21 protein-coding genes are annotated in these 19,161 nt (G+C 68.3%); 12 read left to right on the top strand and 9 right to left on the bottom strand.

The window, feature by feature from the left end:
- Positions 1-22 precede the first annotated feature (22 nt).
- Both NO364_RS09770 and NO364_RS09765 read right to left on the bottom strand, forming a co-directional pair.
- The gene (locus NO364_RS09770; RefSeq protein WP_257627397.1) at positions 23-1,384 is read right to left on the bottom strand and encodes a geranylgeranyl reductase family protein; all 1,362 of its coding nucleotides are present in this window, start codon (positions 1,382-1,384) and stop codon (positions 23-25) included.
- A 64-nt stretch (positions 1,385-1,448) separates the two neighbouring features.
- Positions 1,449-2,798, bottom strand: a complete 1,350-nt coding sequence (locus NO364_RS09765) for a phosphohexomutase domain-containing protein (RefSeq protein WP_257627396.1) — start codon at positions 2,796-2,798, stop codon at positions 1,449-1,451.
- An 80-nt stretch (positions 2,799-2,878) separates the two neighbouring features.
- On the opposite strand from NO364_RS09765, the gene NO364_RS09760 reads away from it, so the two are divergent.
- A complete protein-coding gene (locus NO364_RS09760; RefSeq protein ID WP_257627395.1) occupies positions 2,879-4,537 on the top strand; it encodes a flippase activity-associated protein Agl23 in 1,659 nt (552 codons plus the stop codon).
- On the opposite strand, the gene NO364_RS09755 is transcribed toward NO364_RS09760, so the two are convergent.
- The gene (locus NO364_RS09755) at positions 4,534-5,487 is read right to left on the bottom strand and encodes a transcription initiation factor IIB (RefSeq protein WP_157690973.1); all 954 of its coding nucleotides are present in this window, start codon (positions 5,485-5,487) and stop codon (positions 4,534-4,536) included. The two genes, NO364_RS09760 and NO364_RS09755, sit on opposite strands and share 4 nt — an antisense overlap.
- A 184-nt stretch (positions 5,488-5,671) precedes the next feature.
- Between NO364_RS09755 and NO364_RS09750 the strand changes: the two genes are divergently transcribed.
- The gene (locus NO364_RS09750; protein WP_157690974.1) at positions 5,672-6,061 is read left to right on the top strand and encodes a DUF7522 family protein; all 390 of its coding nucleotides are present in this window, start codon (positions 5,672-5,674) and stop codon (positions 6,059-6,061) included.
- Here the strand turns inward: NO364_RS09750 and NO364_RS09745 are convergent.
- Complete coding sequence (locus NO364_RS09745) at positions 6,055-6,690, bottom strand: DUF7504 family protein (protein ID WP_199243835.1); 636 nt, start codon at positions 6,688-6,690, stop codon at positions 6,055-6,057. The two genes, NO364_RS09750 and NO364_RS09745, sit on opposite strands and share 7 nt — an antisense overlap.
- 88 nt (positions 6,691-6,778) lie before the next feature.
- Here NO364_RS09745 and NO364_RS09740 point away from each other — a divergent pair, with 88 nt between their 5' ends.
- Entirely contained in the window at positions 6,779-7,066 is a 288-nt protein-coding gene (locus tag NO364_RS09740) for a DUF4242 domain-containing protein (protein WP_233255261.1), read from the top strand.
- A 53-nt stretch (positions 7,067-7,119) separates the two neighbouring features.
- Entirely contained in the window at positions 7,120-7,284 is a 165-nt protein-coding gene (lysW, locus tag NO364_RS09735) for a lysine biosynthesis protein LysW (RefSeq protein WP_157690977.1), read from the top strand.
- 375 nt (positions 7,285-7,659) lie between these two features.
- On the opposite strand, the gene NO364_RS09730 is transcribed toward lysW, so the two are convergent.
- On the bottom strand, positions 7,660-8,979 hold the full coding sequence (locus NO364_RS09730; protein ID WP_257629115.1) for an RNA-guided endonuclease InsQ/TnpB family protein: 1,320 nt from the start codon (positions 8,977-8,979) through the stop codon (positions 7,660-7,662).
- Between the two features lie 191 nt (positions 8,980-9,170).
- Here NO364_RS09730 and NO364_RS09725 point away from each other — a divergent pair, with 191 nt between their 5' ends.
- Together NO364_RS09725 and NO364_RS09720 are read left to right on the top strand one after the other, a co-directional pair.
- The gene (locus NO364_RS09725) at positions 9,171-9,491 is read left to right on the top strand and encodes a 2Fe-2S iron-sulfur cluster-binding protein (protein WP_157690979.1); all 321 of its coding nucleotides are present in this window, start codon (positions 9,171-9,173) and stop codon (positions 9,489-9,491) included.
- 3 nt (positions 9,492-9,494) lie between these two features.
- A complete protein-coding gene (locus tag NO364_RS09720) occupies positions 9,495-10,100 on the top strand; it encodes a rubrerythrin family protein (protein ID WP_257627394.1) in 606 nt (201 codons plus the stop codon).
- 168 nt (positions 10,101-10,268) lie between these two features.
- On the opposite strand, the gene NO364_RS09715 is transcribed toward NO364_RS09720, so the two are convergent.
- Positions 10,269-10,862 carry a DUF7344 domain-containing protein gene (locus NO364_RS09715; protein WP_157690981.1) on the bottom strand — a complete coding sequence of 198 codons (594 nt, stop codon included), beginning with the start codon at positions 10,860-10,862 and terminating at the stop codon, positions 10,269-10,271.
- 147 nt (positions 10,863-11,009) lie between these two features.
- On the opposite strand from NO364_RS09715, the gene NO364_RS09710 reads away from it, so the two are divergent.
- Positions 11,010-11,366, top strand: a complete 357-nt coding sequence (locus NO364_RS09710) for a DUF555 domain-containing protein (protein WP_157690982.1) — start codon at positions 11,010-11,012, stop codon at positions 11,364-11,366.
- Positions 11,367-11,403: 37 nt separating this feature from the next.
- On the opposite strand, the gene NO364_RS09705 is transcribed toward NO364_RS09710, so the two are convergent.
- On the bottom strand, positions 11,404-11,583 hold the full coding sequence (locus NO364_RS09705) for a ribbon-helix-helix protein, CopG family (RefSeq protein WP_157690983.1): 180 nt from the start codon (positions 11,581-11,583) through the stop codon (positions 11,404-11,406).
- 85 nt (positions 11,584-11,668) lie between these two features.
- Positions 11,669-12,172 carry a universal stress protein gene (locus NO364_RS09700; protein WP_257627393.1) on the bottom strand — a complete coding sequence of 168 codons (504 nt, stop codon included), beginning with the start codon at positions 12,170-12,172 and terminating at the stop codon, positions 11,669-11,671.
- 129 nt (positions 12,173-12,301) lie between these two features.
- Here NO364_RS09700 and NO364_RS09695 point away from each other — a divergent pair, with 129 nt between their 5' ends.
- The 5 genes from NO364_RS09695 to NO364_RS09675 all read left to right on the top strand — a co-directional run bounded on the left by NO364_RS09695 (position 12,302) and on the right by NO364_RS09675 (position 17,034).
- Positions 12,302-13,027, top strand: coding sequence for an ABC transporter ATP-binding protein (locus NO364_RS09695; protein ID WP_257627392.1), 726 nt, complete (start codon positions 12,302-12,304; stop codon positions 13,025-13,027).
- Complete coding sequence (locus tag NO364_RS09690; protein WP_257627391.1) at positions 13,024-14,265, top strand: ABC transporter permease; 1,242 nt, start codon at positions 13,024-13,026, stop codon at positions 14,263-14,265. The genes NO364_RS09695 and NO364_RS09690 overlap by 4 nt, the downstream gene beginning before the upstream one ends.
- Positions 14,266-14,335: 70 nt before the next feature.
- A complete protein-coding gene (guaB, locus tag NO364_RS09685) occupies positions 14,336-15,832 on the top strand; it encodes an IMP dehydrogenase (protein WP_157690987.1) in 1,497 nt (498 codons plus the stop codon).
- A gap of 120 nt (positions 15,833-15,952) precedes the next feature.
- Positions 15,953-16,540 (top strand): HalX domain-containing protein, encoded by a 588-nt coding sequence (locus NO364_RS09680; protein WP_257627390.1) that lies wholly within the window; start codon positions 15,953-15,955, stop codon positions 16,538-16,540.
- Between the two features lie 164 nt (positions 16,541-16,704).
- Positions 16,705-17,034, top strand: coding sequence for a hypothetical protein (locus tag NO364_RS09675; RefSeq protein WP_257627389.1), 330 nt, complete (start codon positions 16,705-16,707; stop codon positions 17,032-17,034).
- On the opposite strand, the gene NO364_RS09670 is transcribed toward NO364_RS09675, so the two are convergent.
- The gene (locus tag NO364_RS09670; RefSeq protein WP_233255262.1) at positions 17,031-19,151 is read right to left on the bottom strand and encodes a CHAT domain-containing protein; all 2,121 of its coding nucleotides are present in this window, start codon (positions 19,149-19,151) and stop codon (positions 17,031-17,033) included. The genes NO364_RS09675 and NO364_RS09670 overlap by 4 nt on opposite strands.
- Between the last annotated feature and the right edge of the window lie 10 nt (positions 19,152-19,161).

Raw genomic sequence — 19,161 nt, 5'->3', positions numbered from 1 at the left:
GGAAACGCCGACGGACGGACCGCTAGTACTTCGGCTCGGCGCCGGTCGTCTCGTAGACCCGGTCCATGACCGCGTCGCGGTCGGCCTGCCAGGCCGACAGCCCCTCGGGACCCGACGGGTAGGCGTCGTAGCGGTCGATCAGCTCCTCGGCGAGCTGTTTGGTCCGGTAGAAATCGAGGATCGTCCCCCAGTAGCCGAAGCTCCTGATCGCGCTCTTGAGCTTCAGCGCCAGCCCCATCGACGTCGACCCCGAGTACAGCGCCTCGGCGAGCTTCTCGCCGGGGAGCGAAGCCAGGAGTCCCATCAGGTCGTCGACGTCGACAGCGGTGGAGAGGACGTTGTAGACGTCGAGGCCGGCGTAGCGACCGCCGAAGTGGTCCATGACCCGCTCGTTGTACTCCCAGAGCGCCGCCTCCGTCGGGTCGTCGCGCGCGCCGACGATGGCCTCGGCGGCGTAGGTGCCGGCGTAGGCCGCGCCGGCGATGCCGCCGCCGGTGGTCGGGTTGACGTGACCGGCGGCGTCCCCGACGGCGACGAAGCCCGGCGCGACCGCCGAATCGTAGGGCCGTCGGGTCGGCAGCGCCGCGCCGAGTTTGTCCCGCACCTCGGCGCCCGCGAACTCGGGGCGGGCCTCCAGATCCGCCCGGAGGTCCCGGACCAGCTTCATCGGCTCCTCTGTCATCTGGAAGCCGAGCCCGGCGTTGATCGTCGTGCTGGTGCGCGGGAAATACCAGAGGTATCCCGCCGCGCGTTGGGTCGGCTTGAACACGAGGGCGTCGTCCCACTCGACAGGCTCCGGCACCTCGACGATCTCGCGGTAGGCCGAGCAGAACTGCGAGTAGGAGACGTTGGTGTCGAAGGTCGTCCCCCCGAGGTCGGCCTTGTCCTGGAGGATCGAGAGGGCGCCGGCGGCGTCGACGGTGACGTCCGCCGCGTAGGTGACCGGATCGCCCTTCCTGATCCCCCGGACGCCGATCACCCGGTCGCCGGCCTGCCGGACGTCCTGGACGACGGTGTCGTAGTGGAACTCGGCGCCGGCGGATTCGGCGCCGTCGATGATCCGTCGCCCGAACTCGTGGCGGTCGATGACGGCCAACTCGCCCGGGACCGGGATGTCGAGGACCGTATCGTGGTCCGGAATCTCGAACCGGCCGTGATCGACCCCCGTGTTCGTGAAGGAGGCCTCGATCCGCGATTTGGGGATGGCGTCCGGGAACGCGTCGGCTCCCTTCAGGGCGTCCCCGCACGCGATGTGACCCGCTTCCGCCTCATCTTTCCGCTCGACGACGACGACGTCGAGGCCGTCCTGGGCGAGGCTGGCGGCGGCGTAACAGCCGGCGGTGCCCGCCCCCACGACGACGACGTCGTACTCGTGGGTGATCATTGGTGAGGTGTCGCGGCCGCTGTGTGAAAACTCTTCGCTCCCGGTCCGGGGTCCGGCACGGCCCCTACGACGCCCGCTCGACGGCCGACTCGACGACCGCCCGTGCCTCCGCCACCAGGTTCTCAACCGTCTCGCTCTCGGCGTACAGGCGGACGTAGGGCTCGGTGCCGCTCGGGCGCACCAGCAGCCACGACCCGTCCGGACGGTCGAGTCGCACCCCGTGGTCGGTATCGACGCTCGCCTCTGGGAACGCCTCGGGGAGCGCCGTCCGCAGCCGCTCCATCGCCCCTGCCTTCGCTCCGTCGGGGCAGGGAACGCTCACCTTCCGATAGGGGCGCTCGGTCACGGGCGCCCGTAGGGTCGGGAGCCCCTCGGCGGCGACGAACCGGGCGATCACGGCCGCGCTGGCGACGCCGTCGATCCACCCGCCGAACCGCGGATGGAGATGTTTCCAGGGTTCGGCCGCGAACGCGACCGTCTCCCCGGACGCCCGGACGTCGGCGACGCCTTCGTGGAGCGATCCGAGCGCGACGCGTTCGACGCGGCCACCGGCCGCCGCGATCCGTTCGTCGATCCGGCCGGAGGCGTTGGGCGTCGTCACGACCACCGGGTCGGCGGCGTCGCTCGCCCGGACGTATCGCTCGGCGATCACGGCGAGGACGGTGTCCTCGTGGACCACCTCGCCGTCGCCGTCGACGATCACGATCCGGTCGGCGTCGCCGTCGTGTCCGATCCCGAGGGCGGCGTCCGGGTCGTCGGCGACGAACCCCCGGAGGTCCGCGAGCGAGTCCGGCGTCGGCTTGCTCCCCCGGCCCGGGAAGTGGCCGTCGACGTTCGCGTGCAGGGAGACGACGCTCGCGCCGAGTTTCCGGAGGACCGCCGGCGTGGCCCGTGCACCCATCCCGTTCCCGCAGTCGACGACGACCCGCAGGCCGTCGAGCGGTGCGCCGAACGCCCGGGCGTACTCCGCGACCGCCGCGCAGTAGTCCGGGAGGGGTGACGACGTCCGACGGTCCCCCCACCCGTCCCACGGGACCGGTCCCTCGTCGGCCTCGACCCGTCGCTCGACGTCCCGTTCGGCCGCGCGGTCGTACTCGACGCCGTCGACGAAGAGCTTGATGCCGTTGTCACCCGGCGGGTTGTGCGAGGCGGTGAGCATCACGCCCCGTCGCCCCCGCGAGGCGAAGGCGAGCGCGGGGGTGGGGACGACGCCGACCCGCCGGACTGCGGCCCCGCCGGAGAGGGCGCCCGCCTCGACGGCGGCCGCGAGGCCGGGGCCCGTCGTCCGACCGTCGCGGCCGACCACCACCTCGTCGGCCTCGCGGCCGACCGCCCGCCCGACCGCCACCGCGAGTTCCGGCGTCACGTCCGTCTCAACGCTACCGCGGATGCCCGCCGTCCCGAACAGGTCCATACCGACCCTCCGGGAGCCACCGGTTTGTATCGGTCGGTGGCTTCCGAAAGGTTCACCGGCACCCCGGCGGATGGACCGGTATGTCAGCGGCCGAGCCGTCCGACGGCGCTCCCCGGATCGACCGCGTCGCCGTCGCCGTCGTCGTCCTCACCGTCGCCGCCCTGGCGGCCCGCTTCGTCGGCCTCGGCGCCCGCCCCTTCCACTGGGACGAGGCCCGCGTCGGCTACTGGTCCCTCCGCTTTCTCGACTCCGGCGCGTTCGAGTACCGCCCCATCGCGGGCGGTCCCCTCCTCTATGTCGTCGACCGGACGGTCTTCGCGCTGGTCGGCGCCACGGACGCCACCGCCCGCGCCGCCGTCGCCGTCGTCGGCGGCCTCGCCCCGCTTGCCGCCCTCCTCGTCCGTCGCGGCCCCGACGACGGGACGGTGCCACGGTACCGCCTCGGCGACGCCGAGACGGTGGCGCTGGCCGCCCTCCTGGCCGCCAGTCCGGTCCTGCTCTACTACGGGCGGTTCCTCCGCGGCGACGTGCCGCTCGCGGTCTTCTCGCTCGTCGTCGTCGGGTGTGCGATCCGCGTCCTCGACGGGGCCGGGCCGCGCTACCGCTATCTCGGCGCCGCGGCCCTCGCCCTCGCCGTCGCGTCCTCGGGCTTCGTCGTCGGCTACGTGCTCTGCTGGCTGGCCGCGGCGGCGCTCACCGTCGACCAGCGGCGCCTCGTCGGTGAGGGGCCGTCCGCCCGCGACCACGTCACACGCGCGGCCGAGCGACTCCGCGGCTCCACCCGCTCGGCGCTCGGCGCCCTCGCCGTCTTCCTCGTCGTCCACGTGTTCTTCTACGCGCCGCGGGTGGGCGGGTCGATCCGGCCGTCGCCGGCGACCGTCGAGGCGGCCGTCCTCGGCGCGGCCCGGACGTTCTACGGGGTGCGCATCGTCGGCCGGCGGCAGGGCGGCGAACACGAACTGCTCCCCTACCTGAGCGCGCACGCGGAGACGCTGCTGGCGGCCTCGGGCGTCGTCCTCGCGCTCGCCGTGGTGGGCTTTCTCGCCGACCGCTACGGCCGCGGCCCGTCGCGTCCGATCGTCGCCTTCCACGCCTACTGGGCGGGCGCGTCGCTGCTCGTCTTCCCGGTCGTCACCGAGGAGAGCGCGGCGTGGCTGACCGTCCACACCGTCGCGCCGGCGCTGGTGCCCGCGGCGGCGGCGGTCGGCCTGCTCGTCCGGTACGGCACGCGCGCCCTCGATCGGTCGGACGCGACGGCCGTCGCCGTCGCCGGCCTCCTCGGCCTCGCGCTCGTCGGCCAGGTCGGCGTCGCCGTCGCGGGCACGGCGTACGGCCCGACGACGACCGAGAACCCCCTCGTCCACCACGCCCAGCCGGCCGACGACCTCGACCCCTTCGTCGCCGACGTGTCGGCCGCCATCGAGGGCAACCGCGGGACCGACGTGCTGTTCTACGGATCGACGTTCGTCCCCGCCGGCCCCGACGGCGCCGCGGCCGAGCGCCCGCCGGTGAGCGACACCTGGGGCAACCGCCTCCCCCTGCCGTGGTATCTCGAACGGATGGGCGCCGAGACGGACGGCGTCCGCGACCTGCGGGGTCTGGAGGCGACGGAGACGCCGCCGGTGGTCGTCGCCGACGCGAGCCAGCGGTCGACGCTCGCGCCGCGGCTCGACGGATACGAGGCGCGCACCTACCGGCTGTCGCTCTGGAACCGGGAAGTCGTGGTGTTCGTCCGCTAGCGGAAGCCCATCGCTTCGATCTGTTCCTGGTAGCGGTTGCGGATGGTGACCTCGGTGACCTGGGCGACGTCGGCGACTTCGCGCTGGGTCTTCTTCTCGTTACAGAGTAGGGAGGCGGCGTAGATGGCCGCGGCGGCGAAGCCGGTCGGCGACTTGCCCGACAGCAGGCCCTGTTCGGCCGAGACGTCGATGATCTCGGTCGCCTTGGCCTGGACCTCCTCGCTGAGTTCGAGCGCGGAGGCAAAGCGGGGGACGAACTGCTTGGGATCGACCGGCTTGAGCTCCAGGCCGAGTTCCTGGGAGATGTAGCGGTAGGTCCGCCCGATCTCCTTCTGGGGAACGCGGGACACCTCGGCCACCTCGTCGAGCGATCGGGGGATGCCTTCCTGTCGACAGGCGGCATAGAGGGCGGCGGTGGCGACGCCCTCGATCGAACGCCCGCGGATGAGGTCCTCGTTGAGCGCGCGTCGATAGATCACCGAGGCCACCTCGCGTACCGAGCGGGGAACGCCCAGCGCCGAGGCCATCCGGTCGATCTCGCTCAGCGCGAACTGCAGATTGCGCTCGCCCGCGTCCTTCGTCCGGATGCGCTCCTGCCACTTCCGCAGCCGGTGCATCTGGGATCGTTTCTCCGAGGAGAGGGAACGTCCGTAGGCGTCCTTGTCCTTCCAGTCGATGGTCGTCGTCAGACCCCGGTCGTGCATCGTCTCGGTGATCGGCGCCCCGACCCGGGACTTGCTCTGTCGCTCCGAGTGGTTGAACGCCCGCCACTCCGGGCCACGGTCGATCTGCCGGTCGTCGATGACGAGCCCACAGTCCTCACAGACGAGTTCGCCCTGATCGGCGTCCGTGACGATGTTGTCGGACCCACACTCGGGACAGTCGACGGACTCGTCCGCTTCCTGTTCCGTCTCCTGGCTCCGCTGACGTTGGCGGCTCGGACGTTCCATTATAAGTGTCGTGGCGAACCTGTTATTTAAAACTTTGGCAGGGTCCCCGGAATCCGGTGACGGCAGCGGGATCCGGTGTGTCGCTCCCGCCGGATATCGGCGTCGAACCGTGGACGGGACGGTGCCGGCGGCCGATCCTGGCCCGGTACAAAGGTATTAGTTCCGACCCACCGTCGCCTCGGGCATGGAAGACGCCGTCGACGCGCTCGTCGAGCGCTATCAGGGGATCGCTCCGGACTGTCTCCGGGTCGCCCTCTGGTACGAAGGCGACGAACACGAGGTCGTCTTCGCCCGCGACGACGTGGTGGAGACGTACTCCCCCGAGGAGTTCGACGCGAAGGTCAAACAGTTGGTCATCGAGGGGCTCGGCGACCAGCCCAACCAGGATCAGTTCCGCCTCTACGGCGAGATGAACGTGGTCATCCGCCGGTTCGACAACGCGATCATGGTGCATTTTCCGCGCGAGGAGTTCGCCGGCGTCGCCGTGACGTTCGACCGCGATGCGGCGCCCTCGCTCGACACCCTCGCCGACGTGGGCATCGACGCGCTGTCGGCGGGCGAGACCGATCAGTAGGTCCGCCAGCCGGCCCCGCGGCCGCCCAGTCCCCGCAAGCGGAGTTCACAGCCGCCCTCGCTCTCCCGCGTCTCGACGATGCCGTCGATCAGTTGACTGAGGATGTCGCGCTCCCGCTCGGTCGGGGAGTCGACGACGAACACGCCGATCCCGCCGATGCTCTCGATCTGTCCGGACAGGACGTGGAGCATCCGGTAGACGCGCTGGAGGTCGTGGTACATCAGGAACGTCGACAGCGAGTGGAGACCGAACCGTATCGGTCGGTCGGTGGCGTGGATCCGCTTGAACAGTCCGGAGAGTTCGATGCTCAGCCCGGTCATGTCGCGCGGCGACGAGACGTAGGACGTGGTGTCCGTCTCGCGAACGGTGCCGAGGCCCCGCTCCCTGGTCACGCAGTCGACGACGTGGAGCCGGCCGGACGGCCGCCGGCCGTTCCACTCGTGGAACAGTTCGAGGAGGTTGCCGGCGCCCATCTTCGTCGTCACCATCGCCACGTCCTCGTCCGGCTCGCCGCCGAGCAGGCGGATCATGAGTTCCCGCTTGCGCGTCAGCGGCGGCCCCGAGACCAGCAGGGACGTCCCCGGGGCCAGCTCCTCGACCGGCAACACGCCGGCAGTGGAATACGACATCGTTGTACGACAAACGGGTGCCACCGCTTCAAGCTGTGGCCTTCGTCCGGGGGTAGTTTTATATTGTCCCGGACATCCCCCATCGAACGTGAACGACTATCTGATCCTCCGCGAACTGGACGAACCGATCAGCCGCGACGACCTCCACGGCGCCGCCGAGAAGTCGGGCGAGGTGCTGGAGGAACTTCGTTCCGAGGGCGTGGACATCAAGTGGGTCGACTCCGAGGTGCTGACGAACGACGACGGCGCGGTGACGGGAACGTTCTGTCACTACCAGGCCGAAAGCGAGGACGCGGTCCGGGAACACGCCGACCGGGCGGGACTGCCGGCGACCCGGATCGACCGACAGGGCGAACCCCTCGCTGGCGAGGAGTAGCGGCCGCGAAAGGCATCCTTCAAGTCCCCCCACGACCAATCCTCGGCCGAACTATGCCCGAGTGCGTCGAATGCGGGGCCGACGTGACCCTGCACGAGGATCTGGAAGTCGGAGAGATCGTCGACTGTGGGACCTGCGGCGCCGAACTCGAAGTCGTCGGTCTCGACCCCGTCGAACTGGACGCCGCCCCGGAACTCGAAGAGGACTGGGGCGAGTAACGGACCCGTCGGCCGACTACTTCTCGGCGGAAGTCGCCCGGCTATCCGTCCGTGTCGACATAATGGTCGGTTGACTGGTCGGTCGATCCAATAAAAGACCACCCGCAGGCTTCCGGGGACCGAAAGTACCCCTACCAACTGCCCCCGAACCCCTGCGTCTCGTTAGAGACGAGCGCACCGAACAGACATATATCTTGTGTCAGACGTGAGTCGTACACGGCGGCTACCGGCTTTGTGAGTGCCACTCACGGACGAACGGCGCGTGTCGAACTCGTGGGCCCGGCGCCGCCGTCCCCCGCGCCGTCCGACTGGTTGACATCCTCCTCCGCCTGAAGGCGGAGGAATCCCACGGCACCGTGCCGCTGGATTGGGATATTACGGTTTGCAGTCTACCACTTGTTCCTGCGGTTGAAATCCGCTGGACAAGTCATGAAGGTAGACTCCGGGCTGTGCCAACCAGCCGGTACTCCTATCCCCACACAAAACGGGTGCGGACTCGGAGTTACTTTGATTGATGTCGAGACGGATGTTCTCCGCCCCGTTCACGTCGGCGTTGAACGCCGCATCACACTCTTCACACACGTACAGGCCGCGTTCGATACGCTGGCTATCGTCTTCTCTCCCGCAGACGCAACACGTCTTGCTCGTGTCGCGCTCTGAGACCTCTACGACTTCGATTCCCTCGACTTTCGTCTTGTATTCGAGGATGTTCGAGAACCGGTCGAACGCCCACCCGTGTAGGTCGAGGTTGCCGTGCCGACCCCAGTTCTTCGACTCGCCGTTCTCATCCTCACGAACACCAGCGAGTTTCCCAACGTTGATGCGGCCAACTTCCTGCTCGACACACCGTTCTACGATGTGCTTCGCTAAGGAGTGGAAGAAGTGGCTTCGGCGCTCCGCCCACTTCGCGTGGAGACGAGTGGCCCGTTCGCCCCCCGAATCGTCGCACTTGGCGATTTCCTTTGGGAAGTAGTACCCGTCCTGTTTCAGGCGATTGCCGGGGTACAGGTCGGCTTCCTCCGTACTGTACGCGACCGCCGCGAAGTTACAGATGCCGAGGTCAACACCCGCTGTTTCGTTGCCGGGTGCGTTGGGCGTCTCGATTTCGTCTTTGCAGACGAAGTGCAGTTCCCAGCGTCCTTTCGCCTTGTCGTAGACGGCACGGACTTGTTGTAGGTTTTCGACGGTGACACCGGGGCGTGTCTCGTATTCGACAAGGATGTATTCCCACGCCTTGGGGTGTTCCTTGTGATTCGCGCCTTTGGACAGACGAACACGATTGTTTTTCGAGTCGTGTTTGATGCCGTTTTGCTTCCACGTCACCGTTGACCGAGGGTGTTCTTCGTGGACGCGATGGCCTTCTGAGTCGTAGTAGGTTTTCTTCCGGTAGTCGGGCGGATTCGCTCGACTGTCGGACTTCCTCTTGCCATACCACGAGTTGAAGGCTTCAGCGAGTTCCTCCAGAACGCGCTGACTGGATTGCGAGTGCAATCCCTTGTATTTTGAGTGACCTTTCAACTCGCTTTTGAGGTCGCCGTGGTCGGGAATTTCGCCCGTTTTCTCCCACACTTTGCGGGAGTGGTAGTTTGCAACGTTCCAGAGTTTGCTGGCCGACCACCCGTGCCGGTCGAGCGGTTCCTCTACCTGACCGTGGTTGAGGATTTTCGCTCGGTAGGTGCGGTGGACTTCTAGCATTCTGAACGTCTGTATAACCACTTATACTCGATTCTCTTGTAAAGGTTCGGTTTGAGAATGGTTGAATATCCGGCCCTGTCATCGACGGTGGGTTGTGGAAGAGTTGTCGGATTCACCCCGCGCCTAAAGGCGCGGGTATTCTCCTCGAATTTCTATAAAGAGTTTTGCATGGGTCCGGTGTAGACCGACGCATGGCCGAATACACCGTCGAGTTCGTCGGCACCGGCGAGACGATTCAGATGTCCGATAAGCGGACCATCCTGCAGGCGTGCCTCGACGCCGGCATCGCCCAGGAGTACTCCTGTCGCGTCGGCATGTGTATGGCCTGCTCCGCCGAAATCGTCGAGGGTGAGGTGACCCAGCCGGCCGCCCGCGCGCTCACCGAGGCGGAGGCGGAGTCGTACGCGCTGACCTGTATGGCCCGCCCGCAGAGCGACCTGGTGCTCGACCGGGGAAAGTATCCCCCGAGCATCGAGGACACGGCGACCGGCGCGGCCGCCGCCGACGACTGATCGATGAACGCCGCCGACCTCCGTGCCGAAATCGAGGCCGAGTACGCCGCGGCGCTCGATCTGCTCGGCTCCCGCGACCTGCTCGTCGCGCTCTCGGACGGCGAGCCCGACCCTGCGGCGCTGTTGTGTGCCGCCGCCGACAGCGAGGACGCCGCCCGCGAGACGTTCCGGGAGTGGGTCGAGAAAGCCGCCGACGAGACGCTCCGCGAGACCTACGCCGCCGTCGTCGCCCAGGAGGCCGACCACCTCCGTCGGGTCCGTGCGGTCGCCGACCTCGACGACGGGGACGGGGCCGACGGCGCGGGCCCGATGCACGCCTACCTCCGCGGCCGCGAGGAGCCGATCCACCGCGTCGCCGGCGGAATGGTCGGCCGGACGCTCGTCAGCCTCCGGACGCACGGCCGCCTGATCGACTTCTTCGAGGGACGCGACGCCGAGGCAGAACGCCTGTTCCGGGAGCTGCGCGCCGAAACGGCCGAGTGCCTCGAGGACGGCCTCGACACCCTCGACACGCGCGCGACCGGGGAGGACTGGGAGGAGGCCCTGGCAGTCGCCGGCTACACCGTCCGCCTCGCGGCCGACGACCTCCGCGACGCGCGCCGCTCGTAGCCGTTGTGTGTGTCCCACGCGCCCGTGGTACGCTTTTCCGCGTCGACCCCGTAGCGCTCTGGTGTCGCCGCTCGACGTCGGCATCGGGACGGCGGGCCCGCTGGTCGCCGTGCCGTGGTACGCGACGCCGGCGGCACTTCTGCTCGCCGGGAGCCTCGTCGCCGGGCGTCAGTCCTGACGCCGCACTTCGGGGGGTTCGGCGGCGTCGCTCAGGCCGGTCGAACGGTAGTTGTGGACGGCGGCGGAGGCGCCGAACAGGCCGACGACAGCCGTCAGCCAGACCAGCGGCGAGACGGCGCCGAACGGCGGGAGATCGAGCCAGACGGCGGCGACGACGGCCGCCGAGACGGCGGCGAGCCCGAGGTAGTACTGGTCCCAGGAGAGCTGTTCCTCGCCGACGACTTCGAGGTAGAAGTCCAGTTCCGCGGCGGCGTCGGTGGGGTTGACGCGGCCGCTGTCGGGATCGAAACTGATCAGCCCCGTCCGCTCCAGCTTCGGGAGGTGGGACTGCTGGAGGGCGGTGTAGACGCGCTTTCGCTCCGCGGGGGTCACGTCGGCGACTGCACAGTCGTTCTCCCAGGCGGCGATCTGATCCGCCAGGGAGCCGATGGTCGTCGTCTCGTCGCGCAGGAGTGCGTACAGCGCGTATCGCCGCCGGCGGTTCGACAGAATGTCGAACACCTCCTGTTCGGTCGGCTCCGTCGATCCCTGTACTTCGCTGTCGTCCCGCTTCGGCGGCGCCGTCCCCCTCGATTCACTCATCGATCGTCCGGTACGAGGATGGTAGCTAACGGGGTATTAAACTTCGTACTCCGGGTTCTACCGTCGGGGTTCGGACGCGTGTGTCGGGGAGGCGAGCCGCCGGGCACGAACCACAAGACACGAGGGACTCCACGGCGTGTCGGACGTATGAGCAACTATCTCGTCGCCATGGAAGCGGCGTGGCTGGTCCGGGACGTCGACAACGTAGACGACGCCATCGGCGTCGCCGTCAGCGAGGCGGGAAAGCGGCTGAACGAACAGGACAAGGAGTACGTCGAAGTCGAGGTGGGGGTCACGCCCTGCCCGGCCTGCGGCGAGCCGTTCGACTCCGCCTTCATCGCCGCCGACACCGCGCTGGTCGGCCTCCTGCTCGAAATCGAGGTGTTCAACGCCGACGGCGAGAACCACGCCACCCGCATCGCGAAAAGCGAGGTCGGGGGCGCGCTCCGTGACGTGCCGCTGTCGGTGATCGAAGTCGTCGAAACCGAACCCGAGGAGGAGTGACGGCGTCGCGGTCGGCGGCCGTCCCCGCTCCCCGTTCTCACTCGCGCTGCTCGTCCCCGTCGCGGTCTTTCAGCCACTCGTCGAGGAGGGTTCGAATCGCCGCCGCCCGATTGTCGCGGTGGTCCTCGAAGGCGATGTCGTCGACGGCGTCGACCGTCTCCTCCTCCAGTTCGACGGTGACCGTCTCCATCTCCGCGAGTCCGTCTCCCTCGTTCATGCGTTAGTCGCCACGGGAGAGGGTTACAAATAGTTCCGTCAGACGACCGTCCGGCGCGCGTGTGACTCCGCGACGGCGACGGATCTCACCGGTAGAAGTCGGACTTCTCCGCCCGGTGTGGCGACGTCTCGGCAACCCGTTTTATCCTCGACGGGGCCCGGTGGCGGACGATGACGACGTCGTAGGCGTCGTCGGCCGCGACGGTCCCGCCGACGCTGCTCAGCGACGACACCAGGTGGCCGGCGTTCTCGCTGCCGACGAACACCATCGAGGCGTCCTCCTTCCGGGCGATCTCCCGGAGTCGCTTCGAGATGGTCCCCGGGGTCGCTCGCCGCCCCACCGTCTCGTACCGGAACTCCGCGTTCGGAGCGAGGGCCGCCACGTCCTCGTGGAGCGTCGCGACCACGGCCTCGCGGTCGAACGGCTCGTCGGCTTCGAGCCACCCCCGCTCCCGCGCGTAGGCGGCGTTTCCGTCGGGGATCACGCTCACGCTCACCACCCGCTCGTCCAGGACGTCGCCGAACTCCACGGCCCGAACCAGCGCCGCCGCCGCCAGCTCCGACCCGTCGAACGGCACAACGAACGTCATGTGTCGCCGCTACGGGCCGCGGTGCAAAGAGGATCCGGTCGGCCGCCGAATCGGCGGTGACGGGTACACGTCGCGAATCGGGGGTGGCGGGGCACACGACTCATTAGCGTCCCGTCCGAAACGGGGGCGATGACCGCCGCTTCGGACGCCACGGCGACCGCTGCCGACGTGGTGACGCTCACCGACGTCGACAAGACCTACGACCTGGGCGGGACCGTCGAGGCGCTGGCCGGCGTCTCGCTGTCGCTCCCGGCGGGGTCGTACACGGCCGTGATGGGGCCGAGCGGCTCCGGGAAGTCGACGCTGTTGAACCTGATCGGGGCGCTCGATACGCCGACCGCGGGCCGGGTCGTCGTCGCCGGCGAGGAGGTGTCCGCGGCGAGCGAGCGGGCGCGTGCCGAACTCCGCGGGACGGAGATCGGATTCGTCTTCCAGACGTTCAACCTCTTGGCCCGGCTGACGGCCGTCGAGAACGTCGGCCTGCCGCTCGTCTTCGCGGGCGTCCCGCGGGCGGAGCGGCGGGAGCGCGCCCGCGAACTGCTCGCCGAGGTGGGGCTCGGGGACCGGACCGACCACCACCCGACCGAACTGTCCGGGGGCCAGCGCCAGCGCGTCGCCATCGCCCGCGCGCTCGTCGCGAACCCGGCGCTCGTCCTGGCCGACGAGCCGACCGGCAACGTCGACACCGAGACCGGAAGCCGCGTGCTCGACGTCTTCGATCGGCTCCACGCCGCCGGGAACACCGTCCTCCTGGTGACCCACGAGCGACACGTCGCGGAGCGAGCCGAGCGGATCGTCCACGTCAGGGACGGCGAACTCGAACGGATCGAGGACCTCGACGAGGGTGGCCGATGAAGTCGACGGAGGCCGTCAGGATCGCCTCCCGATCGATTCGGAGCCACCGACTCCGGTCGGCGCTCACGGTCCTCGGGCTCGTCATCGGCATCGCGTCGGTCGTCGTCTTCGCCACGTTCGGCGCGAGCGTCGAGGCGGAGATCGTCGGCGAAATCGAGGGGTCGAGCGCGAGTAACGTCTACGTCTTCGCGACGCCGACCGACGACGAGGACGGCGGCTTCGATCGTGTGGTCCAGCCGGCGTTCACCGAACGCGACGTGGGGGCGCTGGCGTCGATGGAGGGGGTGACCGCCGCCATCCCGCGGGGCACCGTCGACGCCAACTCGCTCACCCACGACGGCGACACCGTGGCCCGCCAGCGGGTGACGGCGACGACGCCGGAGACCTTCGACGAGGGGCGGATCGTCGCCGGTCGGGGGTTCCGCTCGGGAACCGAGGAGGTGGTCCTGAACGAGCGGGCGGCGCGGACCTTCGCGGGAAACGTCAGCGTGGGTGATCGCCTCACGCTGTCGCTTGCGGGGAACCGGACCCACGAACTGCGGGTCGTAGGGATCGTCAACGGGACCGAGGGCGGACTGCCGGTGAGCGACTTCGCGGAGGGCTCGCGGGTGTACGTCCCGGTCGATCCGTTCTACCGCACGGTCGTGGAGAGCCCGAGCGTCGGGGTCCGCCAGCGGGCCTACCCGCAGGTGACGGTTGTGACCGATCCGACGCGAACCGAGGCGACGCAGGCGGCGGTGTCGACGTATCTTCGCGAGGAGTCGGACGCACGGCGACTGGTGCCGGCGGGAACGGAGCCGACGGCACGGACGAGCGGCGACTTCGCGGCCCGCATCTCGTCGGTCATCGACCGGATCACGCGGTTCGTGACCGGCGTCGCGGTGATCGGCCTGGTCGTCGGCGCCATCGGCATCGCCAACATCATGCTGGTGAGCGTCACGGAGCGGACCCGGGAGATCGGCGTGATGAAGGCGGTGGGCGCGCGGAACCGGGACGTGCTCGTCCTCTTTCTCGTCGAGTCGGGACTGCTCGGCGTCGTCGGGGCGATTCTCGCGCTACCGGTCGGCGTCGCCGTCGGCTACGCCGCGACCCGGTACGCCGAGGTCGGCTTCACGCTCGCGCCGGGGTGGATGGCCGCCGCGGTGGGCGTCGGCGTCGCCGTCGGCGTCCTCGCGGGGCTGTATCCGGCCTGGCGGGCGGCCCGCGTCGACCCTATCGACGCGCTCCGGTACGAGTGAGCGTGCGACGGCGACACAGGCGCACACGCCGTCTCGCAACGTTTTTCCCGGCGGCGAGACGACGGATTACATGGCGAACGACGTTCCCGATTCGGACCCCTTCTCGACGAAACTGCAGGTACCGGAGGCGCTGACGTTCGACGATGTCCTCCTGCGACCGATGGAGAGCCACGTCGAACCCGACGAGGCCGACGTCTCGACCCGCGTGTCGACGAACGTGGATCTCAACATCCCGGTCCTCTCGGCGGCGATGGACACGGTGACCGAGAGCGACCTCGCGATCGCGATGGCCCGCAACGGTGGCCTGGGCGTCCTCCACCGAAACATGACCGTCGAGGAGATGGTCGTGGAGGTCGAGCGGGTCAAACGCGCCGACGAACTGGTGATTCGCCGCGACAACGTGGTCACGGCCCGCCCCGAGCAGACCGTCCGCGAGGTCGACGAGATGATGGAACACGAGGGCGTCAGCGGCGCGCCTGTCGTCGACGACGACGACGAGGTGCTCGGTATCATCTCCGGGACGGACATCCGCCCCTATCTGGAGGTCGGCGAGTCCGACGAGGTGCGCAAGGCGATGACCGACGAGGTCATCACCGCCGGCGAGGACGTGACCGCCCGGGAGGCGCTCGAACTCATGTACGACCACAAGATCGAGCGGGTCCCAATCGTCGACGGCGACGACCGCCTCGCCGGTCTCGTCACGATGCAGGGCATCCTCCAGCGTCGCGAACACGAGAACGCCGCCCGCGCCGACGACGGGGCCCTCCGGATCGGCGTCGCCGTCGGTCCCTTCGAGGACGACCGGGCGACCGCAGCCGACGACGCCGGCGCGGACGTGCTCTTCATCGACTGTGCGCACGCCCACAACCGGAACGTGATCGAGAGCGCCCACGAGATCAGCGAGACGGTCGACGCCGACGTAGTGGTCGGCAACGTCGGCACCCGGGAGGCGGCCGAGGCCGTCGTCGACTTCGCGGACGGCGTGAAGGTCGGCATCGGCCCCGGCTCCATCTGTACGACGCGGGTCGTGACGGGCGCGGGGATGCCCCAGATCACCGCCGTCGCCGAAGTCGCCGACGTGGCCAGCCGCCACGACGTGCCGGTCATCGCCGACGGGGGCATCCGCTACTCGGGCGATGCGATCAAGGCCGTCGCCGCCGGCGCCGACGCGGTCATGCTCGGCTCCTACTTCGCCGGCACCAAGGAGGCACCCGGTCGGGTCATCACCATGAACGGCAAGAAGTACAAGCAGTACCGCGGCATGGGGTCGGTCGGCGCGATGCGTTCGGGTGGCGGCGACCGCTACCTGAAAGAGGAGGACGACGACGAGGGGTTCGTCCCCGAGGGCGTCGAGGCAGCCACCCCCTACAAGGGGACGCTCGCCTCGGAGCTCCACCAGCTCGTCGGCGGCATGAAATCCGGGATGGGATACGTCGGCGCGGCATCCATCCCCGAGTTCAAGGAACGTTCGCGGTTCGTCCGCGTCTCCTCGGCCGGCCAGACGGAGGGACACCCTCACGACGTCATGATCACCGACGAGGCACCGAACTACAGCCCCCAGGAGTAGTCGACCCGCCGGCGGGGTCCGTCGATCTTCGACGACAGTCGGTTCCGCAAGGGGTATTTTGATATGCTCCGGCGATACATGGACATCCGTGAGTGGCCGCACTCCCCTCCGGGAGCAGATATGACCGACGATTCCCCCCTCGTTCTCGTCGTCGAGGACGAACGCGACTTGGCCGAACTCTACGCCACGTGGCTCGGCGAGTCCTACTGCGTGCGTTCGGTCAACGACGGTCGCACGGCACTCGACGAACTCGACGACGAGGTGCGCGTCGTCCTCTTGGACCGACGGATGCCCGACTTCTCGGGCGACGAAGTGCTCGACGCCATCCGTGACCGGGACCTCGATTGCCGAGTCGCCATGGTGACGGCCGTCGAACCCGACGTCGACGTGATCGACATGGGATTCGACGACTACCTCGTCAAACCCGTCTCCCGGGAGGATCTCACGGGGACGGTGGCGAACCTGCTCGCCCGCGACGCGTACGACGAAGGGGTCCGTCGACTCTTCTCGCTCGCCTCCAAGAAAGCACTGCTCGAATCCGAGTCGCCCGCGTCGACGCTCGACGACTCCGAGAAGTACCAGCAACTCCTCGACGACATCGAGGAACTGCGGACCGAACTCGACGACAAACTCGAACGGTTCGCCGAGATGGACGATATGGCACGCGTCTATCAGGATATCGACCGCGACTCGGACGCGGAAGAGTAGGAAAACGGACACGAAACGCGATCTTTTCGCGACGAATCCACCGTCGACAGCCGTCTTCTGCTCGCCACATTTTATGTCAGTAGTCAACTGGGTTAATTGATTATATTTACTATCAGATATTCTCGAAAAATTATAATTATTTTCCGGCTGACAGTCCAGTTGCGATGTCCGAACGTGACAGCGGCACGGTGACTGCGGCCGACGAGACCCGACAATCCACTACCGCCGACGGCAACGGCGGTGGCATCTCCGGTCCCTACACTGCCGACGGCAACGGCGGTGGCATCTCCGGTCCCTACACTGCCGACGGCAACGGCGGTGGCATTTCAGGCCCCTACACTGCCGACGGCAACGGCGGTGGCATTTCAGGCCCCTACACTGCCGACGGCAACGGCGGTGGCATCTCCGGTCCCTACACTGCCGACGGCAACGGCGGTGGCATCTCCGGTCCCTACACTGCCGACGGCAACGGCGGTGGCATCTCCGGGCCTTAGAGGTTCGAGAAGTCGAGTTCGTCGCTCCAGACGAGCGAACCGTCGATTTTCACCGGTACCGTCTCCAGCGAGAGGAACTGACGTAGCTCCTCGCCCGAGAGTTCGAAGCTCCGTGAGTTCCCCGACCAGAGGTGATACTCGTCGACGTCGTCGATCCACGGGATCACGAGGCTCCCCATGCCGAACGACGTGGAGGGATGGGTCTGCCACTCCAGTTCGTAGCCGTCGTCCTGCCGTTCGATCGAACAGACGTTCGGGGGACCGCCGTCGGTCTGTGCCAGCGAGAGGCTGCTGTCCCCGATGACGGTGTACTGCTCGCCGATGATCGAGTCGTCGCGGGCGACTTCGAGCGCGCTCCCGACGGTGAAGCCGCGGTTGAGAAGCCGCGCCAGCATCCGGCCCATCCGGACGGCGCCGCTGTTGATCACGTCCGAGAGCGTCACGATGCCCGCGATGGCCCCGGCTTCGATGAGCGCCGACCCCTGCTCGTAGGACTGGCAGGCGTTCAGCAGGAAGGCGTCGGGACCGGCGCTCGTGAGCGTCGTCGCGTCGAGTTTGCCGTCGGCACATTCGAACCCCTCGGCGTCGATGTGGCCGATGTAATGCAGGAGGTCCGCCTCCGCGGAGAGGACCTCCCGGAGTTCCGCCCGTCCCAGGTCGTGGTGGACCCGGACGTCGAACGGGAGTTCCTCGCGGGAGCCGTACACCTGGTCGACGACGTCGCGTTCGTCGGCCATCCGGGGGTCGTTACAGACGACCGTGATGCCGATGTCGCCGTCGGCGGGGGTCCGATCCAGGCGGTTGTAGAAGGCGTCCGTGGTGGCCTTGCTGGCGCCGATGGGCGCCCCCTCACCGATCCAGGACTGCTCCAGCGAGTCGGCCGTCTCCGGCTGGACGTACGACCGCGTGCCGTCGTCGGCCGCCGTGCTTCGGGTGAACGCCGAATCGCGGAAGAACTCGTCGGCAGCGGCGGTCTGGACCGCAGAACTCGACTCCGGCTGGTCCCGCGGCGTCCGGACGACCGCGAGGTCGTTGGTCACGAAGGGCAGCAGTTCGACGTTCTCCGGAGTGGGGGCGACGTGGGAGGTGAGCCGCCACTCGGGGAGTTCGTCCTCGACGGCGCCGAACGGGATCGAGAGGTACTCCTCCAACTGTGTCGCGAGCGACTGGTCGTACAGCCACTCGAAATCGAGGTCGAGGTCCGTCTCGACGGCCTCACGCTCGTGGAGGTCGACCGAGTAGTACCCCTCGGTGCGTGTCACGCAGTCGAGGAAGAACGTCTGTTTGAGGACGCGTTCGACCTCCGTCTCGAACCCGCGCATCGTATCGAGGTCGTGTTCGAACCCGTCGTCGGTCACGAGGCGCGGACGGTCGCTCGGAACCACGTCGGCGGCGAGGTAGTACGCCAGCGGCGTCGCCACGTAGATCGATCGATACTCGGGCGGGAGTTCGAGCCTGATGCCCGTCTCCGGCGAGACGACGCCCTCGGGGATCTCGACCCGGTCCCCGAGTTCGACCAGCGGCGGGTGTCCCCGGAGCGTCGGGTAGGACCGCTCCGGTGACGTGGTCTTGAGCGCCGAGGAGAACTCCGAGACGGCCGCCATCACGTCCGCGGGGTCGTCGGTCGTCGTCAGCGTCGCCGCGGGACCCTCGTGGTGGGAGCGGGCGCCGATCCGAACCTCGGTCTCGCCGTCGAACCCGATGCACGTCCGCGTCACATCCGAGGCGACCGTGACGCGTCCCTCGACCCGGAGGTAGATCTTGATCGGGCCACAGAGTTCGAGGCTGTAGCTCCCGGGTGGGAACTCCTCGTAGGCGGAATGCTCCGTCTCGGCGAGCATCTCGCCGTGCTCGTCGCGGACACAGACCGAGACGACCGTCGGGAGCTCGATTTCGTCCGTCTCGACGGCGACGGCGGCGTCGACGGGGAACCGATGGCCGGCGGGGTCGACGGGCGTCGGCGACACCGGGCGGTCGGTGAACAGCCGGAACTGGTTGCGCTCGATGAGGTCGGCGACGACCAGTCCGGGTTCGCCATCGAGTGTCCGAAACGACACTTCGAGGGCGTCCCCCTCCGTCTCGACGCCGAAACCCTCCGGCCGTTCGGTTCGACTCATCCTATCCGTC

The sequence above is a fragment of the Haloplanus salinarum genome (assembly GCF_024498175.1).
In the GTDB taxonomy this organism is placed as follows: Archaea; Halobacteriota; Halobacteria; order Halobacteriales; family Haloferacaceae; genus Haloplanus; species Haloplanus salinarum.
Note: the sequence above shows the minus strand (reverse complement) of the source record. Positions and strands in the feature narration are given on the sequence as shown.

What these genes read in the sequence shown, in the direction of transcription:
- NO364_RS09770 (WP_257627397.1), bottom strand. Translation starts at nt 1,384, where the DNA reads ATGATCACCCACGAGTACGACGTCGTCGTCGTGGGGGCGGGCACCGCC.
- NO364_RS09765 (WP_257627396.1), bottom strand. Translation starts at nt 2,798, where the DNA reads ATGGACCTGTTCGGGACGGCGGGCATCCGCGGTAGCGTTGAGACGGAC.
- NO364_RS09760 (WP_257627395.1), top strand. Translation starts at nt 2,879, where the DNA reads ATGTCAGCGGCCGAGCCGTCCGACGGCGCTCCCCGGATCGACCGCGTC.
- NO364_RS09755 (WP_157690973.1), bottom strand. Translation starts at nt 5,487, where the DNA reads ATGGAACGTCCGAGCCGCCAACGTCAGCGGAGCCAGGAGACGGAACAG.
- NO364_RS09750 (WP_157690974.1), top strand. Translation starts at nt 5,672, where the DNA reads ATGGAAGACGCCGTCGACGCGCTCGTCGAGCGCTATCAGGGGATCGCT.
- NO364_RS09745 (WP_199243835.1), bottom strand. Translation starts at nt 6,690, where the DNA reads ATGTCGTATTCCACTGCCGGCGTGTTGCCGGTCGAGGAGCTGGCCCCG.
- lysW (WP_157690977.1), top strand. Translation starts at nt 7,120, where the DNA reads ATGCCCGAGTGCGTCGAATGCGGGGCCGACGTGACCCTGCACGAGGAT.
- NO364_RS09730 (WP_257629115.1), bottom strand. Translation starts at nt 8,979, where the DNA reads ATGCTAGAAGTCCACCGCACCTACCGAGCGAAAATCCTCAACCACGGT.
- NO364_RS09725 (WP_157690979.1), top strand. Translation starts at nt 9,171, where the DNA reads ATGGCCGAATACACCGTCGAGTTCGTCGGCACCGGCGAGACGATTCAG.
- NO364_RS09720 (WP_257627394.1), top strand. Translation starts at nt 9,495, where the DNA reads ATGAACGCCGCCGACCTCCGTGCCGAAATCGAGGCCGAGTACGCCGCG.
- NO364_RS09715 (WP_157690981.1), bottom strand. Translation starts at nt 10,862, where the DNA reads ATGAGTGAATCGAGGGGGACGGCGCCGCCGAAGCGGGACGACAGCGAA.
- NO364_RS09710 (WP_157690982.1), top strand. Translation starts at nt 11,010, where the DNA reads ATGAGCAACTATCTCGTCGCCATGGAAGCGGCGTGGCTGGTCCGGGAC.
- NO364_RS09705 (WP_157690983.1), bottom strand. Translation starts at nt 11,583, where the DNA reads ATGAACGAGGGAGACGGACTCGCGGAGATGGAGACGGTCACCGTCGAA.
- NO364_RS09700 (WP_257627393.1), bottom strand. Translation starts at nt 12,172, where the DNA reads ATGACGTTCGTTGTGCCGTTCGACGGGTCGGAGCTGGCGGCGGCGGCG.
- NO364_RS09695 (WP_257627392.1), top strand. Translation starts at nt 12,302, where the DNA reads ATGACCGCCGCTTCGGACGCCACGGCGACCGCTGCCGACGTGGTGACG.
- NO364_RS09690 (WP_257627391.1), top strand. Translation starts at nt 13,024, where the DNA reads ATGAAGTCGACGGAGGCCGTCAGGATCGCCTCCCGATCGATTCGGAGC.
- guaB (WP_157690987.1), top strand. Translation starts at nt 14,336, where the DNA reads ATGGCGAACGACGTTCCCGATTCGGACCCCTTCTCGACGAAACTGCAG.
- NO364_RS09680 (WP_257627390.1), top strand. Translation starts at nt 15,953, where the DNA reads ATGACCGACGATTCCCCCCTCGTTCTCGTCGTCGAGGACGAACGCGAC.
- NO364_RS09675 (WP_257627389.1), top strand. Translation starts at nt 16,705, where the DNA reads ATGTCCGAACGTGACAGCGGCACGGTGACTGCGGCCGACGAGACCCGA.
- NO364_RS09670 (WP_233255262.1), bottom strand. Translation starts at nt 19,151, where the DNA reads ATGAGTCGAACCGAACGGCCGGAGGGTTTCGGCGTCGAGACGGAGGGG.